Genomic DNA, 24627 nt, shown 5'->3' with positions numbered 1-24627 from the left:
TGGTTTGGAGACGGTGGACTCTTCCGGTTTGAATCGCCCGCCGGAAATGACGAATCCCGACTGAGAATCGGAAGCTTTGCCGGTGAACGGGACTTTGATCTGGTGATCGTCGAAGGCCGAAAATTCACGACACTGGTGGATATTTTGAAAAACGACACACCTGAGCAGTAAGACGAATTTGGGCTGAGGGTATCGGGCTAAGGACTGAGGGAAATACAATTTTTTCAATAATTTAGCTTTCCCGTAATACGATGGTTTCATTCCAAAATGGTATAATATTCAGCCTCTCAACCGCTGGCGAGAATATCATCAGCGGTTTTTGTTTTGAGCCAACCTGGAGAAAAAGGTTGACAGGTCTTCCCTACCTTCTAGTAGGATGTTTTTACCATGAACACCACTGATACCCGAACTCGCATTCTTGATGTTGCCCAGGAGCTTGTCCAACGACTTGGCGTCAATGCCATGAGTTACCAGCATATCAGCAATGCGGTTGGAATCCGCAAAGCCAGTATTCACCATCATTTCCCGACCAAAGAAGATCTCATTACGGCGTTGCTTAACCGTTACAACGCGAATTTTCTGGGTCTGGTTGATGACATTGTGACGGCACCGATTGATGGAAAAACCAAGCTGCTCAACTACGTGGGCCTCTTTGAAGCGACGTTATCTGACAGCGCGGGCGAAAAAGCGTGCCTCTGCGGGATGATTGGGGCGGAACTGGCGACGCTTGGTTGCCCATCGGTCGAACTGGTGAGGCGGTTCTATCGGGAAAATGAACAGCGACTGACGCAGATTTTGGTTCAAGGCCGCGAAGAAGGCATCTTCCGATTTAAGGGCGATGCCGGACAGGTGGCCAAAATGACGTTTGCCTTGCTAGAAGGCGGCGTTCTGATCGCCCGTTCGCGAGACTGTAACGTCTATTTTGCCGATGTCCGCGACGGGCTGCTGAAACTGTTACTCGACGAAATTTAATTTTTTTCTGGAACAAACCTACCTTGTAGAAGGTAGGTATTTTTCATTCTTGATTCCCTACCTTCTGATAGGTAGCTTTTGTAAAAGGAGCGATGTATGACGACAATTGGCATTCTTGGAACTGGACGAATGGGCGTCCGACTGGCTCTTCTTTTTGCCCAAGCTGGAAACCAGGTTTTACTGGCTTCCCGTGATGTGGCTCGTGCTCAACGAATTACTGACAGCCTGAACCAACCAAATCTGCGCCCGGCAACCTATCCGGAGGCACTGACCGCTCCGGTTATTTTGCCTTCAATCTTTGTTCGTGACGGATTACTGGACGAACTTGTAAGCTGGAAAACACAGCTTGCTGGAAAGCTTTTGATTGATATCACCAACCCGTTTAATGACGACTATTCAGATTTTATCCTGCCGTGGGACACAAGCAGCGCCGAACAGATCCAGCAGCGCCTCCCGGAGACCAAAGTGGTTGGTGCGTTTAAAAATGTCTGGTGGGAAGTCTTTGATCAACCGCAGTTTGGAACTGAAATCAGTGATGTCTATGTCGTCAGTGACCACCCCGAAGCCAAACAGGTCTTTTTCAAACTGGTCGAAGGCTCGCCCTTCCGCTACATTGACGCCGGACGCCTGTCCAATGCCCGAACCGTCGAGCGGATGACACTGTTAAGCGGCGAGATGGGGCGCAATTTGGGCATTACACCTCGTCTGAATTACAAGCTGCTTGGTACGCCGTGGGAAGTTGGCCGTGGGAATCCCGCGCTTGATGCCTTGATTGCACGCTGAGGAAAACAGGGTTTAGGGTTTTTGGAAGGGATGAGCGATGAAGGATGAGGGATGAAAGAAATCATCTGTCACCTTGTCATTCGGTCATCTGGTCAGGATTTGGGTTCAGGGTTTAGGGTTCAAAGGACCAAAGGGACATAAAGGACATAAATTCGAAAACCCAGAAGCGCGGAACCCGGATTTTCCCACCACGGCTATTGCACGACGCCCGTTCCGGGCTAAAATCCTTTTCTTCCCTGAACCCTGAACCCTGAACCCTGAACCCTGTTTTATGGCATCTTCATTTTTTCAAACACACCTCCAAACCCTTCCCCGGCTGGGCGTTGGTATTTCGGGCGAATACGGCTCGGCTTCAAAAGGAATTGACGCTTGCGGAATGAAAGAGCTGTATCCGGAACTCCTTCATTTCTTTGAGTATGGCTGTGATATTGACCGTGGGCTGGATGAACACGTCCGACATTGGGCCGGGTTGGGTCTTCCGACTACATACCACTTTCTGGATATTAACCTGGAAGAAAAAATTGACTCGGACCGTCACTGGTTGACTCGAACTCAGATGCTGGCTTCCGAAATCAACGCCGCCTGGTTGTGCGGAGATGCCGGACGGTGGCATTTTGGGCCCCGTGAACGCGGCCACCAGATGCTGATGCCACCAATTCTGTGCGAGGAATCGGCCACTCAGACGGCGGAGTCCATCCAGTGGATTCAGTCTGAAACCGGAAGGCTGGTTCTGCCGGAAAACCCGCCGGCGGTGGTGTATCTGGGTGACATGCACATTTTGGATTATTTCGGAAAAGTGGCGGATCAGGCAGATTGCGGAATTTTACTCGATTGCGCCCACCTCTCAATTTTTCAACACAGCCGGGGCCATTCACCTCTGACTGGATTTGATGGATTCCCATTTGAACGGGTGATTGAAATCCACGTGGCCGGCGGCACCCTGGTTGAATCCAATGGGTTTGGCTATGTTGACGATACCCATTCTCCAGAACCAATTCCTGAAACCTGGGAAATCCTGGAACACGTGGTCAAACGCGCCTCCAATTTGCGCGCCATTGTGTATGAATGCGAACACAACGTGCTTGAAGCCTGCCTTGATAATTTTGCCCGCTTAAATGCCCTGTTTCCGGCTTCAAATCAGTCTCTGGCGGAGGTTGTCCGGTTATGAGCTATCACACATTACAGCGGCTGGTGGTGCGGATGCTCTTTGATGACCAGTTTGTCGCCCAGGTGTATACCAGCCCGGATCAGGCACTGACGAATCTTGAATTGACTCCGACCGAACGGCAGCAACTCATCCAGGTGGATCGCCGCGCCTGGGGATATGACCCGCTCCGGCGCAAACGCACCCTGCGGACGCTGGTTGAAGAGTTTAAAGCCTCAACCACGCTGGCTCTGGCCGAGACACGGTCCCTGGCCTCGCTTGACCAGTTTTTTTCGAGCCCCTTTTTTCACAATTCGGTCCAGAACCGGGGTTCGATGGGCCTGGCTTTTTCACAGTTTCTGGCAGATTTGATCAAACAAGGAACATTGACGGCACCCCAGTTGCCCAACGTGCTCAAGCTTGAAACATTGATGGCGGGTTGTCGCCGTGAACTTGAAGCTGCCGGTAGGCCAGTACAAAGTGGATTGCCCGGTTCGATTGATGAACATCAGGAAGTTCGGCTCTCCCCTGGAGTTGATGTCGGTCGGTTTCAAGGCAACACCATCGAAACGATTCAGAAAATTGAGCACTATTTATTTGAAGTCAATTTAATGCCGGCCATGGTGCTGTGTGATGATGCCCCTCGATTGCCGGCGCTTCCTGTGGTGGATGAGAAAAAGAAACTGTATTTGCAATGTGTTCCGAGTGCGTCCGGCGTTTCGCTGGTCAATATTTCCCGTGATGAATTCCTGGTGTTGTCCGAAGCCAGACGCCCGACTTCGATTCAACGCCTGATTTCGCGGGCTGCGGCTTCGGCAATTTCCAAATCAAAAGCCCTTGAAATTATTGTCGAGTCACTGGAGCAACAGCACCTGATGTTGACAAGGTGACGGGGTGACAGGTGACAGGGTGACAGGTGACAGGGTGACAGGTGACAAGGTGACAGGTGACAGGTGACAGGTGACAAGGTGACAAGGTGACAAGGTGTAAGGGCGCTGTTGCTTTGAACCGCGCCCTCTTCGAGAACCGGGAACCCCGGTTTCAACTCACCGATAATCTCCCTGAATCACAAACGGCGCCCAGTAAAATGGCGATTTGTATTTGGTGTAGTGGAGGAGTTCGAGTTGCGCACCACGAAGCGCAACCGATGGAGATTCCCGCCGGGTCAGCATGCGTCGGTAAAAGCGTTTCATCAACTCCGCCGTTCCCCGGTCACTGACCGACCACAAACTCACCACCACCCGGCGGGTGCCGGCATACATAAACCCACGGGTCATCCCCACCAGACCTTCCCCAAGTAAAACCTTGCCCAGACCCGTTTCACAGGCCGAAAGCACGACCAGATCGGCATTGAGTTTTAACTGGTAGACATCTGCCAGCGGCAAGAATCCATTGATCTTTTCACCTTGTTCATTCCGAAGCGCAAAAATTAAGCCCGAATTTTCAGGATGTTCTGAGTTGACATATCCGTGGGTCGCCAGATGCACGATTTGAAACTGGCTCAAATCAGTTTCCATCAAGGTCTGCCGATTGGCCTGAAAACCACTGGCAACAAACAGGTTGGAAGCCGGGATAAGCCGTTTCAAAAATTGCACTTCGGTTTGGGTACCTGGTAAGCGGGGGATTTCAATCTCTTTCAGTTCATTCCAAATCGGACTTTCATCCAGCAGAAGCGGGTCTTTCTGATTGACCAGCGAGCCCTGATTGCGCGGGCGGATTGATGTGGCAGGTTGGTTTTCTCGTTTTGTCTGGTTCAACCGTGGGTCGAGGGCTGAAAAAACCGGATCAGCCCAGATGGCAAGTTGCTTGTGCGTTGGATTTTGAGGGTGGGATTCAGAAAGAAGGGTGGCAAGAATTGACGCTGACGGCAAATTGACAATTTCATAGCGTTCCAACATTCGAAGTGGAGAGGCTTTCCCTGATTTTTGCTGAGTGGACTGTGCTGTATCTTCAAGGGGTAAGGCACTGAACGGAACAAAATGTAATGCCCCATCCGCAACCAGTAACACCCGTCGGGTTTTTAAGACTGGGAGAATTGGAGACAAAATTGCCTCGCTCAGTTCCTTTCCAGCCTTCGTCAACGAAGTTTTGATGGGCGTGATATTGGCCAGCTTTAACTCGCGGGTTCGTCCAGGTTGAAAAGACAGCGCCTGACAAAACGCTCTGGCCTGGGCTTCGATGTCGCCCTGTTTGGGAAGACGAAAGGCTTGGATTTCGGTTTGTGTAATGACCCAGGCATAACTTCCTTCTTCCCCAAGGCAATATTCAACGAGTGTGGTCTCAGAATCTAAAATCTGTTGTTGCAATACTTTCACTGAAATTGGCATTGGCTGGGTCAGTTCGGCATACCGGGTGTGTTTTTCCCGGATCTTTTCTTCAAGCCCCCTGTACTCATTGTTCAATCGGTGAATTTCTGCACGTACAATGCCAATTTTTTGAAGATCGGGTTTCGTTTGGTTGAGCAACCTCGAAAGGTAGGCTGACTGGTCTACCATTTTTTGCCGGATTGCTTCTTCCTGGACAATCAGTTTGGGTTCAACCCCGACATTGATTTTGGCCTGAGCCGCAGCCAATAAATCGAGCAGTCCACGTGCCCGGGACGTCTCGTTTGCTTCAAAGGCTTTTGCGATGGCTTCTGAATTGCGGTGACCAATTCCACGCTGCATCAGAAGGTGAATGTATAACTTGAAGGTTCCCTGAACCGTGGTAAAAAAACTCGCCCGGTTCTCGATATCCGCAATGCTTGACCTGAGGGCTTCAATGCGACTCAACGCCTGTTCAAGGCTGGTAATGGCGGTTTGGGTATCGCCGATTCTGGCCTGGGTTTGGGCCAGAGCCATAAATGCCCGCACCTGCCCCTGGGAATCTTCAATCTGGGTAAACACCTCAAGCGCCTGTTGTTGATATTCAAGTGCCTTTTGGGGGTTCCCCAGCTTGGTTTGAATCCCAGCCAGATTGATCAGGGTATTTCCCGTGCCGATGCGGTCATCAATGGCTTGCCGAATGGTGAGCGCTTTTTGATATTGCTCCTGCGCCGCCGCGATATTTCCTTCTGAATCATCAACAATCGCAATGATCTGGCACACTTCAGCTTCAAGGTGTTTGACGCCAACCTGTTTGATCAGCTCAAGGGCCTGAGCGCAGACCGAGCGAGTCAGTGACCAGTTTTGCGCCGTTTGGTGAACTCTGGCCAGTGCCAGTAACGCACCGGCGCTTTGGCGGCGGTCACCAGCAGCTTGAGAGAGTTCCAATGCCTGATTGAGGGTGGTTAAAGCTTTGGTTGGTTCGCCAATCAGCCGGTACAGATTTCCAATATTGGTTAAGATGATGGATTGCATCCCTACATTGGTGGTTTGCGTGGCCAGGGTCAACGCAAGTTTCAATTCATCCAACGCCGGTTGAAATTTCCCTTGAAGCAAATACACCCGCCCCAGGCTGTTTCGGGTATTGGCTTCGAAGGTATGATCCTCAAGTTTTTGCAGAAGCGGTAACGCCTGGTTGAGATACTTCAAACCAGTTTGGGTATCTCCGGATGAAATAAACCGCTCGCCGATATTCACCAATAAAATGCCTTCCGCGACTCGATTTCCAAGCTTCTGATAGATTGCGAGCGCCTGTTCATACTGAGCCAGCGCGTCCTGATTTTTCCCCTGGTCGGCTGAAATATTTCCAAGAAGGTTGAGAACCTGGGCAAATGATTCCTGGTTGCCGTTTGGGCTCAATAACTGCACGGCGTGGTTTGAATGAACCAGCGCTTTTTCAGAATCTCTCAAAATATAATAAAGCTGTGCCAAAAGTGGATGCAATCGGGCTCGTTCTGCTGCCAGCCCGGCTTTTTCCCAATCTGAAACGGCCCGATCATACATCTCAACCACCAGTTTCTGACGATTGGTCGCATAGTAAAAATCACCGAGATAAGTCAGGCACTGAGCCCGATCAACCGGGTCATTGAGGAGTTCGGCGAGTTTCAAGCCTGACTGGCTGGTTTGGATGGCTATCGCCTGACTTTCCTGGGTTTGTTGATTCCAGCTTTTGATTGCAATCTGGAGTTTTGATTGGATTTCAAGTCGTGTGACATCAGCCGGAATTTTCTCGCGCAAATCAAGTACCTGATAACAGATCTTCCCAGGTTGAGCGGTGGCGTCCAATGCTTTAGCTTCAAGCCGATAGGTCCCGTCCTGCGCTGCAATCCAGCTCACAACTTCAAGTCCAAACCCCCCATTTGGACTATCAACTTCAGCCAGGATTGTTCCTTCCGGTGAATACAGCACCACGGCGACATCCAGGGCACATTGTTCAACCACCGCTTTGAAAAACTGACCGGCTGTAAGCTGGATTTCAATGGTTTTGGAGGCTGGTGGTGTCAACGCAGTAACGTCACATTCCTTTCCCAATGGCACAAGCTGGGACCGGGTCTGGGCTGACACAGCCTCAATTGCCAGGAGTACTATCAGGCACCCCACAAGTCGTTGAATTATTTTGAAGCAAAAAGTGACAGCCATTGATCCTTGCGAAAAGGGTTATTTGGTGGTGAGTGGTTCCCTGGAAAATCCGTCAAGCGCTTTCATAAACTGAGCCGTCATGATTTCAAGGGCTTTTCGTCCCTTCTCAGCCGTGGCAAGTGTGGGATCTCCAGTGATGCCAGTGGTTGAATACTGAGGATCTTGAGGATTTCTGGAAAATAACCCAGGTTTATAGCCGGGATATCCTTTGTCGGCTGAATTTTCGTAGTCCACCACGGCGCGGTCCATATGCACCAGTTCAGGTTGCAAGTAGAGATTGATCGATGTTTCCAGTTCATCGGCATGACCGCCCGTCTTTTGTTGAAGCAATGCTTTCAATTCCGGAGTTTCCAGGTCTCCCCAGGAAAGAACTAGCGTTGGCACACCGGTTTGGACCCGAATTTCACGAGCAGTTTGTGAAATCGGAAGTCCAGTGGCCAGGAAAATGCCGGTGTTCAAAAAAACAATCCGTTTGGCGCCCACCTTCACCAAACTCATCGCAATTTCAAACATATATTTTTGAAAGACCTGCGGGTCAGCCACTTCAGTTCCTGGAAATCCGCGAAAACCGGGAAACCATCCATGCAGCACCGGCGGAGTGACCAGCACGGGATGATTTTCAACCGCCCGCTGAACCAGATATTCCATCACTTTTTGATCAGCGTTCATTGGCAAATGAGGACCGTGTTCCTTTGCCCCGGCGCCAAATGGAATGATGACAATCGGTGAAGTTTTCAGTCGGCTTTCAGCTTCCGGCCAGGTGAGTTCGCCAAGGAACGCGCCAGGCCGCTTTGGTGAGGATGATGATTGATTGGTTACAGAGCTGGGGGTTGGTTTAGTTTGGGGTGCAAGGGGTTGTCCCATACAAATGAAAGTTGAACTCAAAAAGAAAGTCAGGAAGGTGTGAAATACTAGCATTATCAGACTCCTATCAAAATGATTTGGGGAGCTGAGTCCGATGTTGACAGGTCTTATCCCATTTTGCAACGAACGCTTTGCATTAGAAAACAGTCAAGTAACTCAATCAAAAGAACTTGGCGAGCGACTGACGACTGACGACTGACGACAAACTAGATTACTGGCTTTTCACAACCCTGAATTTTTCTTTTTTCTCCGCTGGTTCAAGCTTCCATCCTGATTTGAGGTCCAGTTGCCAGCCATCGCCCTGGATAGCTGGCTCGATTTCAAGCCCGCGCGCGGAAACCAACGCCACTGAAAATTTGCCGTCCTCCCGACACAACATCACCCCTTTTGAAGCATTTAACACACCCCAGGCTGCGGATAATTGAAGAGACGGATACAGGGTCCGATTCTCGTCGAGCGCGATGACTGAATTGGGGTCAAATGAGTAATTCATCGTTTCATCAAGGGGGAATTCAACCGTTGGACCATCACCCAACAGGCTCTGATAGAGTGCCAGTTGCGTGCGGCGTTTGGTCGCCCGAACTGATTCAAATTCAATCACTTCGTCACCAAAATATATTTTTGCGGCACTTCGCAGTTTCAGCTCCGCAACTGGCTTCCGGGAAATTCCAAATTCCCTGCCTGCCAGATATGCCAGATCGCGATTGGATTTGAGGTGTTTTCGCCAGGCCGGATTCACTGAATCGAGCAAACATCCATAGGCTGGCCCGGTAGCATAGGCAAAAGATCGCGAAAATGTGGCTTTCGCCTGTGCCTGGCGGAGCCCGTAGGCAGCCAGGATTTCAGCTTCGCGTTGTGAACGGGCGCACAATCGAACCCCGGTGTATTCGGCCAGTCCTTCGTTGAGTTCGAGTTCATTCTCAGTGCGTTGCAACGTCTCTCCCAAAGCCTGACGGAACTGACGGAACTTCAACGCATCAGTCAGTGCTTTCTTTCGATCTGGCCCGGTTTCCTGGAGCGCACGCTCCAGGGCTCGAAACTCTAACCGAAGCCAGACCCGCCCAGCCTCACTCTCCAGATGAGCATTGACCGGATTTGAAGCTGAAAAACCGACTTCTTCCTGAATGCGATGAAAAAGTTCATGGGTGATCAACCGGGCTCGCTCCTGCTGGTTCGAAGGCAATGGCCAGAGCATCATTGTCCACTCAACCCCAGCCCACACCGTGGCCGTATTGGCACAGGTCACCTCGGCTGGGAGCGTGCCTGTAAATACGCCACTGGCTGGTTTTAAATTTCCCGCCGTATCAGCCTGATTGGTCACGACCTGTCGGGTCTCAGGGTCAACAAACAATATTGGGCCGTACAATGGCACGCCCCATGTTCGGCCACCATCGCGGTCAGAAAGTGCTTTGGCTTCTTGAAAATATCGAGTGGCAAGCTGTGGATCAATGACCGAATTTTCCGCCAGCCGGATCCTCGCCTGGAGAGATGTTCCCATAGCCATGCCAGCACCGATGAAAACCAATATGATCAATGGGATAAACCAAATCAAACTTTCATCTCTTCCCTGTCTATCAAGACACACGTCTCCCTGTACAGACCTCTGCATATTTAAATTTCTCCTTTGTAAAAGTGTTTATTCAGTAAGCTGTCAGCAACCCAGGTCAGTAACCTTTTACATGTCGGTTTTTGGTTTTGCACCGCGAAGTGCTACCCCCAACCCAAAACGGGAAGTTGTGTTTTAACGCTCTCTTACCGAACTACTGACGACTGACTTGTGTTATTTCTCAACCTGCACTGTCAGCTTTAATTCCCATCCTTCCTCAGCTTTGACAGGAATTTCATTCGGCAGTGAGTACTGAAGTGGAACTCCAAATTCACCGACACCTCTCCAGCCTCGGGCAAATACCGTTTGATCAGGACCCCGAATGTCAAAATTTACGCCAAATGTTGAGTTTGGCTGACTGTATGGAACTTCTTTGACCGTTAAATCAACCGCCAGTCCTGGAACGGCGGGAGCATTCGGGATTTGAAGCGGAATCAGTTGGATGGATTGGACTTCTTCTAACCAGCAGCCTGATTTTCCTTCGGCCACCACAACTCCATTTTTGGTTAACTGGGCAACCGTTAAAAATTTATGGGGTGCTTTTCGGGCTTGAATATCAATGTTGCCATTCAAGTCAGTTTTTACCGGCTTGATCACGAGGTTTTGTGCCGGTCCAGATGCCTGAATGGCGCGTGGTGTAATTTCAATTTTTAAGACCTCATCCCCACCTTTCCGACCAAATGGAAATAACACCAGCGCTTCGTCAAACCCGATTTGGAGCGAATGAACCTGGGAATCCTCTTCATAGAGCGGCAACTGGCGTTCTGACTGACCATAAAGCCGCTTTGTCGTGAGCGTTCCACGGATTTTCAACCGCCCAGGAGCAATCACATCCGTCAAAAACTGGGCTTTCAATCGAAATAAATCATCCTGCAGCGTGATATCAAAATCAGTTCCCGGCGGCCCTTCAATGATAGATTCGCTCAAAATGGCTCGTTGGCGCGTACTTTCTTCAACTGCCCTGATTTGAAACTGAATCCGATCCAGCCGGTCGTTGGTGGCTGTGGTGGGTTCAGAGATATGCGGGTGTACCGTAATCAGCGCCATCAAACAGAAAATCAAAAATCCAATCCGAATCCATTGTTTCCGGTTCATTGGGTCACCTCCGCTTTGATTGGCTGCTTAATGACCAGCAGTTCAGCGCGTTCCCCTCGATCAAATCGGGCGAATGTTCGGTTTTCACCTCTTGCTGACAGTGGATTGGCAACGGGTTGAATTTGTTTTTCAGGTGCTCTGGATTGGCTATCCCTCGGAGTAATCGTTGATTGGAAGGTAATTCCTCCAATAAATGAAATCAGTGCCAGTCCGACCAGCGCTGGCCAGGGAATGAAGAGCGGATGTCGCCAGGTGGGCTTTTTATCAGTTGCCAGAATAGTCTTGAGTACCTGAACCTGGCGGTTGAAATCCGTCGGTGTTTCAGCGGTTTGCAGGCTGGTTCGGAGTTCCAGGAACTGGCTGTGGGCCGCCCGGCATATCGGACACACCAGCAAATGCGCCCGAACCTGTGGCGTTTCTTCCGGAGCCAGTTCGCCATCAATCAACAGGGAAATTTTTTCAGTCAACTCGCAGTGCGGATTCATTGTGCGGCTCCTTTTCGAGCAGGTGGATGTTCCTGGTTTTGCGGATGACGAGCTTGAATAAGCTGTTCACGAAGCACCATCCGGGCCCGAAACAGGTCAATCTTCACTTTACTTTCGGTTACCCCAAGCACATGTGCGATCTCGGAATAGGACATCTCCTCCTGTTCGCGGAGTAAAAGCGCCGCCCGTTGGTGATCTGGTAACCGACCAATCAGCGAAAACACCAGTTTGGTTTCTTCTTTTTGAACCAGTTCAACTTCCGGGGTTCGAGGAGGTGAGCCAAACAGAGAAACCACCCATCCACTGAGCTTTGATCGGGTTCGCTGGCGTTCCAGTTCGTTCAAGGCCAGATTTCGAGCCACCCGAAAAACCCAAAACCGGATCTCTTCCGCCGGAATCAGGTCTGATTGCTGGAAGAGTCGGAGCATCGTTTCCTGAGCCAGATCGTGGGCACAGGCCGACTTTCCAACCAGGCCCTCCAGAAAGCGGCACAGTTTGGGGTACAGTTCGCGGAAATGATAGGTGAATTGATCGTGATCGTTTGGCATACCTGTTTTAGCCAGTAAAACAGGTATGCCGGGGAAAAGTTACAGGCGGGAGAGAAAAAAGTTAATTTGTGCCTTCAATCGAGGTCACATTGGCGTCAAACCAGGCTTTAAGATCAGCTTCAGTGTGAAAATCCAGGAGGGCAATCGCCAGGGATTCAAGTTGGGCAACAGGTAACTCGTTGATTTGATGTGTGATAGTCTCTGAAATTGTCCCAATGCGTTTCTGGAGCAAAAGAAATAACACCGTTGCTTCGCCTTCTTTTTTTCCCTGCTGTAAGCCCTGCTGCAAGCCCTGCTGCAAGCCCTGCTGCAAGCCCTGCTGCAAGCCCTCTTCTTTCCAACTGGTCATAATTTCCATAATTTCCTGCCTTTCATCAGGTTCAATACCTTGCATCTCGCATTGAAACTCAGTGAGTTCCTTTCCTTTTAAATTGAGATAGGTATCTATAAACCCAGAGATCATTTGCATTTTCGCTCGATCAAGCCGCAAGGTCGCAAGCAAACGCAAACATTCAACCTTAACACGTGGGCGATCTGCAACGGCAATTTTCATTTTTGCCATTAACGCGCTGGCCAGTGGATTTTTTCGCACCAAAAATTCTCGCCAGTTGAGCCGGTTTAATTGGATGCCAGCATAGTCAAATTGCAGCACCAACCGATCAGGGAACCGGACTTCAAAGCGAGTTGGCTCCGCAACCAACGGTTCGTCATAAGAGAACAAAACAATTGGGTACACCGGCAGGCCATATTTTTCTCGCAACCGACAAAAATAGGTGAACATCCGTTCCGGAAAACTTCCCAGTTTTGAAGCCTGAAACTCAACGTGGATCAAAAAGCAGGCTGGTTGACCCTGAAACTTGCCTTTCACGACCAGGTCAACCTCGTGACACTCACCGGCAGTAACATCGGTGAAGACTTCCTTATCCAGAAACTCAAGCGAGCCAACATCAAGATATTCAAGGACTTCAGGAACAAAGAGGTCAAGAAAATCAACAAAAAACGTGGAGATGAGTTCTTTAAACAACCGATCATGATCAATCATAGGAACTCCAGGAACTGGCGTCTAAAATCAGTTTGGAAGTGTCAGATTTCCAAAGGTTTCGAAGTAATAGGCAAATTTCACTTGTTGATGTGCCGGGTGAACCGCCGTCAATAACCGCAATCGCTGGGAACCAGGGAATTTGTATCCTTCATCCGGTTTAAAGATCCCTTCTTCAAAGATTTCAAGCTTTGAAAGTTCGCTGATCTCTTCATCATCGTCATTGTCTGGGCTCACCTCGGCATGGATGGGCAAGAGTCGAAGTTCACCAGGCTCCCAGTGTGAAAACGCTCCGTTTTGGCTTTGCGGGCTGATCGTTACGTCAATCTCGTAATACTTCCAGGTGCTCCGGTCGGGTCGGGTCTCTGATATTTCCTCGGCCTCATCTGATACCAAACCGGCCTCTTTGACTGGAGCATCAACTTTCATAATCGAATGAACCTGGGCCTGGGCGCCCCGCAAGACAGCCCCCTTGGCTTTAAATGGTGCCAGGAAAAGGTTTTTTAACGCGTTTTTAATCATCAATCGCCCAGCCAGATATACAACCGTTGCAATCGTTAACGCCACCCACCACACACCCTGGCCAAAAAGGGCCATCACGCCATACACCACAAAAAACAGAATTCCAATGACCACAAGATGAAAAACCACAACCTGTTCCTCCAAGAACAAAATATATGTGCGGGATTTCAGTTATTACAGAGCAATATATCTCAATTTTTCACAGGTGCAAGCATTTTCTTCCTTCACGGGCTGAACAAATTTTGCAGGTTCGGTCCATTCCTTTTCCGTGAGCCAGACAAAGTGCTAAAAAGGAGCCACTGAAACAGATTCAATCAATGAGGAATACACGATGGTTTCCCCAGATCAACTCAAAGTTTGTGTCATTGGCGCCGGCCCATCTGGAATCACTGCGGCGAAGAACCTCCGTCAGGTCGGCATCACAAACCTGGTCGTCTACGAAAAAAGTCATCAGGTAGGTGGAAACTGGGCATTTTCACTTCAGCAAAGCCATTCCAGTGTTTTTGAAACCACCCATATCATCAGTTCAAAGACGCTTTCCCAGTACCTGGATTTTCCATTTCCTCAAGAGTACCCAGATTATCCATCCCACAAACAATTGCTGGACTACTTTCAGAGCTACGCGCGCCAGTTTGACCTGCTCCGCTTTATCCGATTTCAAACTGAAGTCATTGCCGTTCGGCCAGCACCCAATCACCGATGGCAGGTGACAATCAGTGATGGGACCACCGATACCTTTGACTCGGTTTTGGTAAGCAACGGACATCACTGGAACCCACGGATGCCCACCTATCCAGGCACATTTGCCGGTCAACTGCTTCATTCGCATGACTTTAAGACCAATCAGCCGTTTCGTGATCGGCACGTGCTGGTGATTGGCGGCGGGAATTCAGCCTGTGACATCGCCGTTGAGACCAGTCGGGTTTCCCAGCGAACGGTCCTCAGTATGCGGCGGGGCTATTATTTTATTCCGAAGTTTATGTTTGGCCTGCCGTCAGATGTGGTGAATGCCAAATTACAATTCCTGCCACAATCGTTGCGCACCCACCTGCTCAAAATCGGATTGGATTTTTCGATTGGCAAGCCCGAATTGTACGGTCTCCAAAAACCCGATCACAAATTGTTACAGACCCATCCGGTGGTTAATTCCGAGCTTTTGTACTTTATTCGCCACGGCAAAATCCACCCGCGCCCTGACATTGCTCGCTTCGAAGGCAAAAAGGTTGTGTTTATGGATGGCCGAACCGAGGAAATTGACGTCATTATTGCGGCCACCGGGTTTCATATCACCTTTCCATTTTTTGAACCCAACTTTGTTGATTTTGACGGAACGGAAGTTCCACTCTACCTGAAGATCTTTCACGCCGACTACCCAACGCTTTTTTTCATTGGCTTAATTCAACCGATGGGCTGTATCTGGCCGCTGGCTGATCTGCAGTCCAAACTGGTGGCCAACGCGCTGATTGGCAACTGGCACCCGCCAGCAAACATTCGGGAATTGATTGAATGGGAGATCAACCACCCGGCTTATGATTTCGTCAAAACGCCACGTCATTCGGTCGAAGTTGACTACCATCTCTACAGCAAGGCACTGCTCCGGCAAATTCCGAAGGATGCTCCTGCCTGGGCAATCTCACACGAAAGACGTCAAGGGAATTGTTCGTCCAAATAAACTGGTCTGGTTGTCTGTATGATTCAACCAGACCACAACTCATTCAAACTACCAGTCTTCAGTTCAAGCTGATGTTTTCACGATCAACACCGAACACGAAGCCGTCCAGGCAACTTTGCTTGAAACACTCCCAACCAGCCCATGACGTAAATCGGTCAACCCGGTGGCACCGAGCACGATCAAATCATAGTCTCCATTTTCGACTTGCCCAAGAAGTTCCGTTGCCGCGTTCCCTTCTTCAATCACGGTATCAATCGAGACTTGATAGGGTTGTAAAATTCGTCGGGCTTCATCAACCAGCATTTCCGCTTCAGCACGAAGCTCACGTTCCAGGTGCAGCACCTGATCACCCGGATCGCTCCATTCATCAGGAGCATCCAGAAAATCGCGATCCAGGCCCAGTTTAATCCAGGGAGTTTCCACCACGTGCATCAGTGTGATTTCGGCTGAATTCACATTAAATTCAGCCACCAGTCTCCTGAGCGCCTGTTCCGAAGCTTCTGAACCATCAACCCCGACCAGAATCCTCAAGGATTTTTCGGGAGTCAGTTCACGTCCGACCAGAATCATCCCTGGGGCTGATTCAATGACCCGATTCGCCACCGGACCCAACCCGAGCCGGGTTCGATCATATTTCCCCAGTGCTCCGATCACCGTCAGATCCTGGTTGGCTGCCTTTTGAACAATAACATTGGCCGGCGAGCCGAACTCCATCACTCCTTCAGCCAAAATTCCGTCTTCAGCCAGAACGCCCGTCGCTTCATCCAGTATTTTTCTGGTTTCGCGGCTAATTTGTCGGCGATAGCGATCACGCACCCGCCGCGATTCCTCGCCCGTTTCACGAGACTTCGACTTTGCCTGGAACAATTCAGGAATGACACACACCACCTGAATCTGACTGTTTTCTTTTCGCACTAACCGGACGGCTGCCCGCATCGCAGTCAGCGCATCCTGTGATCCATCGGTCGCCATAAGCACTTTCATAATTCCTCGCTTCTGAAACTATCGGGATGAGTTGGCCAGTCCTTTTCATAAAAGAACACTCCTGTTGACTTTGAATCAATCAATTTGCATACCAACCCTCTTTTGCTATTGAATCACCGGAATTCATATAATTTATGCGCAGATTCGCCCACAGTCCTGTGGAAAACTCCCCATTTCATTCAGTTCAACGAAGCCAGAGTCATCTCACCTGGAAATACAATCGAAATAATACCAGTTTGTAGTCAGTCGTCAGTCGTCAGTAGTTCGCTAAGTTTATTTGATTAAATTACTTGACTGTTTTCTTCGGCCTCTCACCCTACAGTCAATACCAAACCAGCCGGACTGGAACACAAGTTGCTCCACATCAATTGAGGTTCTCAAATCTTTCGGTTTCTCTATTCAATCCTGTTTTTTCCCTGGAGCGTGACTATGCACCCGTATAAAGATTGTCATAATTGTAGCAACGCTTTTTATGTGCCCACCCTACCGAATGGCGAATTAGCCTGCCAAAAATGTGGTGAATTGATTTTGGCGTCCGAGTCCGAACCGGAAATGACCATGACTCAAACCTACTGGGAAACGGTCAGGGAAAATATGCTCACCAGTGGTCAACTCGCCATTACCCACATCCAACAAGGCGATCCTGAAGTGGCCCGTTTTTTTGCGGTTGAAGCCGCTCACGACGCCCGGCATCTTGAACAATTCAACCGCTTGTAAAGAAAACGAGGTATCTGTTGTGTTCGCCCAAACACTTGTCACCACCCAATCTCCCCCAAAATTTCAACGAGTCATCGGTACCTATGGTGGAACCTCACCCGGACCAATGGTGATTTGTATTGGCGGCATCCACGGAAACGAACCCGCCGGAGTTCACGCCTTAAAACGTGTCATGCACCGGCTCACTGAAACCCGGCCTTCGTTTCGAGGTGAGATTGTCGCGTTGTCAGGAAATCTGAATGCCTTAAATTCCGAGTGTCGGTTTTTCAGCAAAGATCTCAATCGGCAATGGACCAGCGCCAAAATTCAATCAGCCAAAAACGCAATCCACCCTGGTGAACTGGACTCAGAAGATCATGAATTGCTGGAATTGCTCGCGGAATTGGACAAAGCCATTGCCCGCAAACAAGGCCCGGTGCTGGTGTTTGATATGCACACCACTTCGGCTGAGGGAGCACCATTTGCCTTGATCAGTGACACATTGGAAAACCGACGCCTTGCCATGGCGCTGAGAGTGCCACTGATTTTGGGCCTTGAAGAATCCATCGAAGGCACGATTCTCAACCACATCAATGAACTCGGCTATGACGCTATCGGGTTTGAAGCCGGTCAACACACGGCGTACACCTCGGTTGATAATCACGAAGCAGCGGTCTGGATCCTCCTTGAAGCCATCGGATGTATTTCAAAAGATCAAATCACGGACTATGATCAATTCCAAAAGCGGTTAAAGCGGGCGTCAAATGGCGTTCCCCCGGTGCTGGAATTACACTATCGGCATGGTATCACCGAAGAAGATCAGTTTATGATGTGGCCTGGCTTTACCAATTTTCAACCTGTCCGGGTTGGTCAAATTCTGGCGCGAGATCGCAAAGGGTTGATTTATTCCTCTGAAAACTGCCGCATTTTTATGCCGCTCTATCAAAAACAGGGTAATGACGGCTTTTTCACAGTTCGCGAAATTAAACCCTTCTGGCTCAAAGTTTCCAATTCGCTCCGAAAAGCAAAGGCTGATCGCCTGCTCCCCTGGCTCCCCGGAGTCAGTGCCCACCCCACCCAACCTGAAACATACATTTTGGACCAGCGAATTACCCGCTGGTATGTCATTGAAATTTGCCACCTTCTCGGGTATCGAATTCATTCTGAGCACACAGAACACACCATAACCGTCAGCCGGCGCAAACAAACTGAAAACAGCGAAGTCGTGAAAGAGTGAAAATATAGAGTTTCAGGGTTGACGGAAACTGGTCTCAGAATCAACTCTGAAGAGCTTCACTCCTTCGCAAATCATACTATTTTGCAATAAATACCTGGTATAAGGAAACAGTCAAGTACTTCAATCAAAGGAATTTAATGAACTACTGACTACTGACTACTGACTGGTATCATATGTCTGAAAACAAAAATGCCCCTGTCCTCTCGTCGCAACTCAAAGCCTGGTTTTTAGGGCCCAAAGCTGAAAATGAAGATTTCTTTGAAAAGCTCATCCTGGATGCTTTTCGAGATTACTGCTACTGGCGGCGGAATTTTCACCCGGAAGACGAGCCAAGTATTCGTGCCAGTGATCGGCGTGATGCGGAATTTGAAGAATTTCGGGAGTTGATCCACGACCGGTTGTTTGAAATGGTGTCCCACTTGAAACGCAGCGCCCCTGGGTTTAGCCCTCGCTACCTGGGTCATATGATGAGCGACCTGCTGATCCCCGGTGTGGTTGGCTATGTGGCAACCATGTTGTACAACCAGAACAACATCTATTCTGAAGCTTCGACGATAACACTCCAGTTTGAATCCGAGGCGTTGAAACTCATTGCCCGGATGTTGCACCTGGATCCTGACACCTCAGCCTGGGGGCATTTATGTTCTGGCGGAACGGGTGCCAATCTGGAATCAATGTGGGTTGCGCGGAGCGTGCGGTTTTTTCCTTACCAGCTCGCCCTGGCACTTGAAAATGCACAGGGACGGGGTCAATTTTCCAGAAATGAAGCTGTGGCCGCCACCCTATCCAGATTTGGGGTTGGAAAACGATGTTCGTTTGAAGAACTTGTGGGCCGGAATCAACTAACTAACCTCCGAATCAACGAAATTGTTGAACTTCGCAAACAGCTTTCGGACACTGCCGGGCAACACCATGAAATCGGCGAATATGTAAAACCCTTTTTGGGACTGGGGTTGATGGAACTTTCAAATCAATGCCGCACATTGAACACGTTTACCTTCCCTCAAAATTTTAAAGTCCTGCTCAGTACCAATGCCCATTATTCGCTCCGAAAAAGCCTGGGCATCATCGGGCTAGGTGAATCCAATCTGGTGAAAATCAAACTCGATTCACATATGCGATTAGATTCCGACCTGTTGCGGGACCAGATTCATCGGGCGCTGCACAACCAGGATGTGATTCTGGGAGTGGTCGGCGTTTATGGCTCAACTGAAGAAGGTGCGATTGATGATTTTGCTCAGATTGTGGCGTTGCGAGAGCTTGTCCGACAGGAATACAACACCGATTTCTGGTTGCACGGAGATGCCTGTTACGGAGGCTATGCCCTGGCGATGTCGCATCCATTTTCGGCTTCCGTTGAACAATCAACCGAAGAAATCACCACGTTTATGTGGGAATTACTCAAATCTCAGGTGCGCGGCGAAATCCCAAACCATGTCGCCTGGACCAAAACCCAGAGCCAGGAATGGGTCCGGCATTCGCTTGCTTTAGGCCAATGCGATTCGGTTTCGATTGACCCGCACAAACTTGGATACATCCCCTACCCAGCCGGTGCAGTGTTTTATCGGGACTACCGGGTCAGGGAGTTTATTCGCTACGACGCGCCCTACCTCAATATTTCGACTGAAAAACCGTCAGAATCCACGCTGAAGGCCGAAAAAACCGGGAAACAGTGGGAAATCGGAGAACTTGGGAAATACACTCTGGAAGGTTCACGCCCTGGTGCATCGGGCGCCGCCATCTGGCTGGCCCATAAGACCGTTCCGCTGAATCGTGAAGGCCATGGACGCATTGTGGCACAGTCGGTCCTTGGGGCCAGGTATTTGCAAGCGACGCTCGAAAAAGAATTACAATCGGATTCACCATCCGGGATTGGGTGTTCATTTTTGTGTGAAAACCCTGATTTGAACATCCTGTGCTATACCTTCCCGTCCATTATTCGATTTCCGGAATTAAATGGTCTTGAAATTCCGTCATCACTCGCCGTGCTCAATCGGGCGGTGACACGATTTTTTACCGAATGCTTGCCAACGGAAGAACGTCCAACTCTGACTCGTGAATTTGTCGTGTCAATGACCAGCCTCAGCGAACAAGAATATGGCGGGACGCTGGGTGATTTCCTGGGCCGGTTGCACAAACAAGGAATGATCGGTCAACTGGTTGATGAACTTCCTGATGGCACCCTCATGGGGAATCCATGGCGCGATGATTCCAAAATCTCGGTGATTCGCACCGTTGTCATGAGCCCATTTTTGTTGAAGGCCATGACCCGGCCCAAGATGCGGGCATCCCGCCGGGATCTGGTTCAGGAGTATGCCGATTTTCTTCAAACAACCCTGGGTCGCATCTTCAAAGCCGAGCTTGGCACGGCAATTGAGAAAGCCAATCGCCCGGTATTGAGTGGAAATGTAATGGTGATTGAAGACACCGAAGAAACATTGGTCGGCTTGTGTGACGAACTCCGACGAGTGAGCTTTCAGGCCGACCCACGACAGGTGGTTGGTATGAAAACGATTGACCTGGCCTGGGACTATATCTCCAATTCGGATACCGTCTTGATTGACAGTAGACTGGCCCAACAGGATTCGACCAAAGGATTTCATTTTCTGGAAAGACTTCGGGAAACAGACCACATTCAAGGACTGGTTGTTTTCGCATCTGACCCGCTGGTCAAAGAGCGGATTTTAGAAGGTGCTCGCCGTCGGCCTGACTGGACTGTCACCGTCAGGCAAAAACCCGATCCGCTCAGTGGACAGTTTCAAGCCGCCGCGAATCTGGTCATGGCAGATGTTTGGGATTGTCTGGCCAAAAAATAAACAAAAGTCAGTCAGTAGTCAGTAGCCAATAGTCAGTAGTTCACCAGATTCCTTTGGTTGAATGACCTGACTCCGTGCCCTGTTATAGATTTGCTGACCGATTGAATTCGGTAAGTGTTTGATTTTTTGTGTATTTCGTGTGTTTCGTGGTTCAAAATGCCTTGGGATTCTCAGTAAGATACTTACTCAATTTTGCAGTTGTCAGCCAACAGATTTGGATTATTCTTGTGAAACGTGACCAAAGGAGAACGCGCTATGGATAAAATTGACCTGTGGCTGAGTCTGAGTCAGGAAGTCCAGCTTTTGATTCACCGTCACATTACCGAAGATGAATTTGCAACACTTGGGTTTATTCTGAATGAGCGATATGCCTCATTACCTTCCACTCACAATCTGGCTCATTATCTCTTTGAGGTAGAACCAACTGATACACCCATTGTGGTGTGTTATCAGATTCACCAGGCACTGGCTGCTTCACTGAGACGGGAATATCAGCGGGCGTATGAAGGAAACTTTGGTGAGGAAACCGAATGGTGGAAACAACTTCGAGAAAGTCGGTATGCCGCTTTACTCAATATGATTTCCCTCACCCAGGAATTTGTTGAACGAGCAGTCCTGCTCAACGAACCTACCCTGCCACTGGTTGGGGTTCCACACTTTGCTCTCCCCCGATGGATTTGTGAGAATTTATATCTGTACAAACAACTGATCAGCCCCCAACACGAGGAAGACACTGGAAATCAGATTTCTCTTTGCTAGCCTTTAAATCCGTATCCGGCATTCTCAATTCTTCATTCTTTTATTTCTTCCGTTTCCCATCCAAATTGGCCCATTCACCAGACTGAATAAAGCTCGCCCAAAAGTAGGGATGGCTGCGTTTTGGGTTCTTAATGAGGTCAAGCTGGGCGTTGCGCAGGGCTTCGCTACGGCCTTCACCGGCTTTGAGACGGCGATAGAATTTGAACATCAACTCGCGTGTGCCAGCATCAGAAACCGGCCAGAGGCTGATCATTTGGGATTCGCTCCCGGCCAGGGCCAGCGCCCGGCGTAGACCGAAGACGCCATCCCCGCGTTTGACTTCTCCGACCCCAGTGTCACAGGCGGAAAGGACCACCAGTTTTGTCCCCCAGAGGTTCAGGCTGGCGACTTCGAGGGCGGTCAGGATGCCGTCATCACCAGATTCGGTTGGAGCTTGAGGACGATTGGCACCCGAAAAGAAGAGCATTGAGCGTAGCAACGGGTTTGATTGTCGGATGAACTCAGGAGAAACAGTTTGGTCAGACAGGCCAAGGCTGAGGGAACGATTATCCAGGACTTCGGTGACTGCCTGGGCGTCCTTATCTGGCTCCAGAAAGTAGCCGTGGGTGGCAATATGAAGCAATTCCGGTTGTTGAATTTGTTTCAGAATAGTTTCAGTGGCATCAGAACCCTGCTTCAACTGGGCTTTGGGAAAGAGGGATTTGAGGAATTTGCCTTCCTGTCCGCCGCCGGGAAGCTGAACCAGTGGATCAAAATGCTGACCGAAAAGGGTTGGGCCGGGACCGTCATCAAATTGAGGGTTGGCCAGCGCCAGGGCCGGTTGATGGGTCTGAACTTTGTCTTTGAGGCGAAGCAGGTCGCGTCCGCTGGAGAGGTAGGTGATTTCATGCGACTCGACCAGATAGCGGTGGGATTCATCCACCAATGCGGCAAAGGGAATCAGGTTAAGGGCGCCGTCAGGTGAGATCAGAAGATGGTCATTGTCACCAATGAACTTCCGAACCGGCTGCAGGAGTTTTGCATCAAGCTGACGCGCCAGTTTCTGGACCTGGTTGAGTGACCTTCGGCGCTCAGTTGAAAGGTTGATTTTGGTGAGGTTGCGCTGGTCGCCAGCCGCTGCCAGCGCCTGCCGAAACTCCTTGACCAGGTTGTCAATTTCAGACTGCTCTCCTAAATCAGCAAACCCAATCTTTCCAGTTCGATTCAGGGTATAGACTGCATAGCGAGGCGATTCCCAGGTCCTTGTTTGAGTGGAATATGGAAAGTACACACAATATTCAATCAGCATACTCTGATTAGGAATTGTTGCCTGAATATCATCCAGATTGATCGGAGTGGCAAGCTGGCGATATTGAAAACTGAGGGTGCTGAGTTTGGTCTCAAGCTGGCTGCATTGCTTTTCAAGATCACTCAGTCTGGCTCGATACTGCTCAATTGGGGTTTTTCCGGGTCCGCGCAGACTCAATGCGGACAACCGACTGCGTACGACAAACAGTTCATCCAGAATTTTCTGATTCTCTGGTGAACTTTGCTGACGCAGAGTATCGATATTCTCAGCCATGGCCTCCAGCGCACGGCCCTTTTTCCGCAGAATTGCCTGAAGGGCAACCCGCCCAAAGTCTGGTGCCTCGGTATTGTGATGAAGGTGAAACCAGATCGTCTGGCCATACCATTGATTGCGTTGGTTTGTGATCAAATTGCGTTTTTGGGATTCCGCGCCCCAAACCAGATTTTTCACCCATCTTTCTTCAGTCTGATTTTGCAGGTAGGTGAGGCATTCCGCTGCTTTGAGGTATTTTTGCTTTTGTTCATAAACCCAGAACAGCGACGAGAAAGGGCTGAGGTGGTACGCCGAGTTTTTGTCGGGTAATTGTTTTCCGACCTCAATGGCTTGCGTGCAATACAATTCCGATTTTTCCAGGTCATTCAATGCGAGCCAGAGTTTTCCATATGAAGTGAAGAGAAAAAAAGCATCTTCCGTTCGTGGATTTGATTGACGCGAGAGAAATGCCTGTGCGGTGTCAAGCCAGTTCCTGGTCTGGACAAAATCTTGTTTGGCAAAGAATAGATTCGCTATTCTGACATACTCTGAAAAGATTTGATGATGTGTTGCCGGCAACACCTTTTCATACAGTGTTCTGGATCGGTTCTGATATTCGAGTGATTTATCCAGTTCGCGCTTGGCCAGGAACAGTCGGGAGATGTTTCCAAAGGTGGTTGCCAGATCCAGTTCATTGATAGGAGACTGGCTTTGCTGGATTATGAGTGCTCGCTGGTAATACGCTTCGGCCACCTGGTAATCAAATCGGGCTTCTGCTTGAATACCCAAATTGATCAATGTTGGACACAGTTCTGGGCTTTGACTCCCAACAGTTTTCTCCAAGATGGCCAGTGCCTGCTGGAGATTGATTTCTGCCAGGCCATAATTTCCAGTCTCGCGATAGTAATCACCCAAATTATTGAGGCAAGCCACGACCGGAAAACTCTCTGGGCCGCTGATTTCCCGCTGGATCGCCAACGCTTCTTTCATCAAGGGCTCCATTTCCGCAAAGCGCCCGATTTTGCGGTATCCTTCGGCTAAATTCAGTAGTCCCGTTGCATACAGCGGGTGTTTCTCTCCTACGGTTTCTTTGCGTTTCGCCACCACATCCTTCAACATTTCGACGGCTTTGATGTAATCGCCTTTGGCATAGATTGTCAGGGCGAAGTTATTGAGAATGGTGGCTTCACCCTGCTTGTTCGGAGTTTCAGCCTTTTCCATTCGGGACAGGGCCGTTTGAAACGTCGTTTCCGCCTGGGCAAACTTGTTTTGGACCCGATAGATTTCACCCAGGGTGTTGTACCCCATTGCCACCTGCGGATGATTGAGTCCGACCACTTTTTCGATAATGGCAATGGATCGT

General features: G+C 49.7%; 20 protein-coding genes. 10 read left to right on the top strand and 10 right to left on the bottom strand.

What is annotated here, in order from left to right:
* The 5 genes from HY774_29200 to HY774_29180 all read left to right on the top strand — a co-directional run.
* A partial coding sequence (locus HY774_29200) for a hypothetical protein (GenBank protein ID MBI4752588.1) occupies positions 1-171 on the top strand: 171 nt, incomplete at its 5' end.
* Between the two features lie 216 nt (positions 172-387).
* Positions 388-972 carry a TetR/AcrR family transcriptional regulator gene (locus HY774_29195; GenBank protein ID MBI4752587.1) on the top strand — a complete coding sequence of 195 codons (585 nt, stop codon included), beginning with the start codon at positions 388-390 and terminating at the stop codon, positions 970-972.
* 96 nt (positions 973-1068) lie between these two features.
* A complete protein-coding gene (locus tag HY774_29190) occupies positions 1069-1755 on the top strand; it encodes an NAD(P)-binding domain-containing protein (GenBank protein MBI4752586.1) in 687 nt (228 codons plus the stop codon).
* Positions 1756-2026: 271 nt separating this feature from the next.
* The gene (locus tag HY774_29185; protein ID MBI4752585.1) at positions 2027-2923 is read left to right on the top strand and encodes a DUF692 family protein; all 897 of its coding nucleotides are present in this window, start codon (positions 2027-2029) and stop codon (positions 2921-2923) included.
* Complete coding sequence (locus tag HY774_29180; GenBank protein ID MBI4752584.1) at positions 2920-3789, top strand: hypothetical protein; 870 nt, start codon at positions 2920-2922, stop codon at positions 3787-3789. The genes HY774_29185 and HY774_29180 overlap by 4 nt, the downstream gene beginning before the upstream one ends.
* A gap of 156 nt (positions 3790-3945) precedes the next feature.
* Here HY774_29180 and HY774_29175 read toward each other — a convergent pair whose 3' ends face one another.
* The 8 genes from HY774_29175 to HY774_29140 all read right to left on the bottom strand — a co-directional run bounded on the left by HY774_29175 (position 3946) and on the right by HY774_29140 (position 13689).
* Entirely contained in the window at positions 3946-7326 is a 3381-nt protein-coding gene (locus HY774_29175; protein ID MBI4752583.1) for a CHAT domain-containing protein, read from the bottom strand.
* A 93-nt stretch (positions 7327-7419) separates the two neighbouring features.
* Positions 7420-8265, bottom strand: a complete 846-nt coding sequence (locus HY774_29170) for a creatininase family protein (protein MBI4752582.1) — start codon at positions 8263-8265, stop codon at positions 7420-7422.
* Positions 8266-8476: 211 nt separating this feature from the next.
* Positions 8477-9763: a hypothetical protein gene (locus HY774_29165; GenBank protein ID MBI4752581.1), complete on the bottom strand. Its 1287-nt coding sequence runs from the start codon at positions 9761-9763 to the stop codon at positions 8477-8479.
* Between the two features lie 282 nt (positions 9764-10045).
* The gene (locus tag HY774_29160) at positions 10046-10966 is read right to left on the bottom strand and encodes a hypothetical protein (protein ID MBI4752580.1); all 921 of its coding nucleotides are present in this window, start codon (positions 10964-10966) and stop codon (positions 10046-10048) included.
* On the bottom strand, positions 10963-11451 hold the full coding sequence (locus tag HY774_29155) for a zf-HC2 domain-containing protein (protein ID MBI4752579.1): 489 nt from the start codon (positions 11449-11451) through the stop codon (positions 10963-10965). The genes HY774_29160 and HY774_29155 overlap by 4 nt, the downstream gene beginning before the upstream one ends.
* Complete coding sequence (locus HY774_29150; protein ID MBI4752578.1) at positions 11448-11999, bottom strand: RNA polymerase sigma factor; 552 nt, start codon at positions 11997-11999, stop codon at positions 11448-11450. Before HY774_29150 ends, HY774_29155 begins: the two co-directional genes overlap by 4 nt.
* A gap of 61 nt (positions 12000-12060) precedes the next feature.
* Positions 12061-13041 (bottom strand): DUF4351 domain-containing protein, encoded by a 981-nt coding sequence (locus HY774_29145; GenBank protein ID MBI4752577.1) that lies wholly within the window; start codon positions 13039-13041, stop codon positions 12061-12063.
* A 27-nt stretch (positions 13042-13068) separates the two neighbouring features.
* Complete coding sequence (locus tag HY774_29140) at positions 13069-13689, bottom strand: hypothetical protein (protein ID MBI4752576.1); 621 nt, start codon at positions 13687-13689, stop codon at positions 13069-13071.
* A gap of 202 nt (positions 13690-13891) precedes the next feature.
* Between HY774_29140 and HY774_29135 the strand changes: the two genes are divergently transcribed.
* Positions 13892-15232 carry an NAD(P)-binding domain-containing protein gene (locus tag HY774_29135; GenBank protein MBI4752575.1) on the top strand — a complete coding sequence of 447 codons (1341 nt, stop codon included), beginning with the start codon at positions 13892-13894 and terminating at the stop codon, positions 15230-15232.
* Positions 15233-15295: 63 nt separating this feature from the next.
* Here the strand turns inward: HY774_29135 and HY774_29130 are convergent, their stop codons facing one another.
* The gene (locus HY774_29130) at positions 15296-16216 is read right to left on the bottom strand and encodes a universal stress protein (GenBank protein MBI4752574.1); all 921 of its coding nucleotides are present in this window, start codon (positions 16214-16216) and stop codon (positions 15296-15298) included.
* A 429-nt stretch (positions 16217-16645) separates the two neighbouring features.
* On the opposite strand from HY774_29130, the gene HY774_29125 reads away from it, so the two are divergent.
* From HY774_29125 to HY774_29110, 4 genes are all read left to right on the top strand, one after another.
* Entirely contained in the window at positions 16646-16933 is a 288-nt protein-coding gene (locus tag HY774_29125; GenBank protein MBI4752573.1) for a hypothetical protein, read from the top strand.
* 19 nt (positions 16934-16952) lie between these two features.
* Complete coding sequence (locus tag HY774_29120; GenBank protein ID MBI4752572.1) at positions 16953-18149, top strand: succinylglutamate desuccinylase/aspartoacylase family protein; 1197 nt, start codon at positions 16953-16955, stop codon at positions 18147-18149.
* Positions 18150-18322: 173 nt separating this feature from the next.
* Positions 18323-20965, top strand: coding sequence for a hypothetical protein (locus HY774_29115; protein MBI4752571.1), 2643 nt, complete (start codon positions 18323-18325; stop codon positions 20963-20965).
* A 255-nt stretch (positions 20966-21220) separates the two neighbouring features.
* Positions 21221-21724, top strand: coding sequence for a hypothetical protein (locus tag HY774_29110; GenBank protein ID MBI4752570.1), 504 nt, complete (start codon positions 21221-21223; stop codon positions 21722-21724).
* A gap of 40 nt (positions 21725-21764) precedes the next feature.
* On the opposite strand, the gene HY774_29105 is transcribed toward HY774_29110, so the two are convergent.
* The coding region (locus HY774_29105) for a CHAT domain-containing protein (protein MBI4752569.1) at positions 21765-24627 on the bottom strand (2863 nt) is incomplete at its 5' end.

Source organism: Acidobacteriota bacterium (assembly GCA_016208495.1).
Classification (GTDB): domain Bacteria; phylum Acidobacteriota; class Blastocatellia; order Chloracidobacteriales; family Chloracidobacteriaceae; genus JACQXX01.
Note: the sequence above shows the minus strand (reverse complement) of the source record. Positions and strands in the feature narration are given on the sequence as shown.

What these genes read in the sequence shown, in the direction of transcription:
- HY774_29185 (MBI4752585.1), top strand. Translation starts at nt 2,027, where the DNA reads ATGGCATCTTCATTTTTTCAAACACACCTCCAAACCCTTCCCCGGCTG.
- HY774_29115 (MBI4752571.1), top strand. Translation starts at nt 18,323, where the DNA reads ATGTCTGAAAACAAAAATGCCCCTGTCCTCTCGTCGCAACTCAAAGCC.
- HY774_29180 (MBI4752584.1), top strand. Translation starts at nt 2,920, where the DNA reads ATGAGCTATCACACATTACAGCGGCTGGTGGTGCGGATGCTCTTTGAT.
- HY774_29160 (MBI4752580.1), bottom strand. Translation starts at nt 10,966, where the DNA reads ATGAACCGGAAACAATGGATTCGGATTGGATTTTTGATTTTCTGTTTG.
- HY774_29145 (MBI4752577.1), bottom strand. Translation starts at nt 13,041, where the DNA reads ATGATTGATCATGATCGGTTGTTTAAAGAACTCATCTCCACGTTTTTT.
- HY774_29110 (MBI4752570.1), top strand. Translation starts at nt 21,221, where the DNA reads ATGGATAAAATTGACCTGTGGCTGAGTCTGAGTCAGGAAGTCCAGCTT.
- HY774_29125 (MBI4752573.1), top strand. Translation starts at nt 16,646, where the DNA reads ATGCACCCGTATAAAGATTGTCATAATTGTAGCAACGCTTTTTATGTG.
- HY774_29190 (MBI4752586.1), top strand. Translation starts at nt 1,069, where the DNA reads ATGACGACAATTGGCATTCTTGGAACTGGACGAATGGGCGTCCGACTG.
- HY774_29155 (MBI4752579.1), bottom strand. Translation starts at nt 11,451, where the DNA reads ATGAATCCGCACTGCGAGTTGACTGAAAAAATTTCCCTGTTGATTGAT.
- HY774_29195 (MBI4752587.1), top strand. Translation starts at nt 388, where the DNA reads ATGAACACCACTGATACCCGAACTCGCATTCTTGATGTTGCCCAGGAG.
- HY774_29130 (MBI4752574.1), bottom strand. Translation starts at nt 16,216, where the DNA reads ATGAAAGTGCTTATGGCGACCGATGGATCACAGGATGCGCTGACTGCG.
- HY774_29170 (MBI4752582.1), bottom strand. Translation starts at nt 8,265, where the DNA reads ATGGGACAACCCCTTGCACCCCAAACTAAACCAACCCCCAGCTCTGTA.
- HY774_29135 (MBI4752575.1), top strand. Translation starts at nt 13,892, where the DNA reads ATGGTTTCCCCAGATCAACTCAAAGTTTGTGTCATTGGCGCCGGCCCA.
- HY774_29150 (MBI4752578.1), bottom strand. Translation starts at nt 11,999, where the DNA reads ATGCCAAACGATCACGATCAATTCACCTATCATTTCCGCGAACTGTAC.
- HY774_29165 (MBI4752581.1), bottom strand. Translation starts at nt 9,763, where the DNA reads ATGGGAACATCTCTCCAGGCGAGGATCCGGCTGGCGGAAAATTCGGTC.